Raw genomic sequence first — 599 nt, forward strand, 5'->3', positions numbered from 1 at the left:
CCATGAATAGAGTCCTCTAATACGATTGTTTTCTCTTTGTCTAAGTTGAAATCAGCCACAACTTTTAGATAGATTTCTGGGTCTGGCTTAGCGTTTTCTACTTGGTCACCACCAAGCACACCTTTGAAGTATTTGCGGATACCTGTTGCATCTAGTAAATACTCCACTGTTTCGATATTTGATGATGATGCTACATAGCAATCAATATTTTTAGCTGCTAACGTATCCAACACTTTGATCAAGTCGTCTTTTAAATCAGGGGCTTGGTCTTTGATGATTTCTAAGTAACGTTTATCTTCGCGGGCTAATAAGGCTTCTGCTGCTTCTCTGTCACCAATGGCTTCCTCATACATTTGTAGGGTCTCTTTCTCGCCAACCCCAACATATTTTAGGTAGTCATCCATGGTGAATTCGATGCCTATCGATTCGAATCCTTCTTGGTTTACTTGGGCGTAAATCTTCTCAGTGTCTAGCATTAACCCGTCCATATCAAAAATTACTGATGTTTTCATAGATATCCTCACTTTGTAGTTTTTCTCGCACTTCAGATATAAAGTAGAAAGAGCCACAGAACACTACTACGGCATCTACATTTGCTG

General features: G+C 39.6%; 1 protein-coding gene. It reads right to left on the bottom strand.

Translation table 11 applies throughout. The features are described from left to right. On the bottom strand, positions 1 to 512 hold a 512-nt coding region (locus ACRCJ0_RS18495), incomplete at its 3' end, for an HAD family hydrolase (RefSeq protein WP_431391638.1). Positions 513 to 599 lie beyond the last annotated feature (87 nt).

The sequence above is a fragment of the Aerococcus sp. L_32 genome (assembly GCF_050689315.1).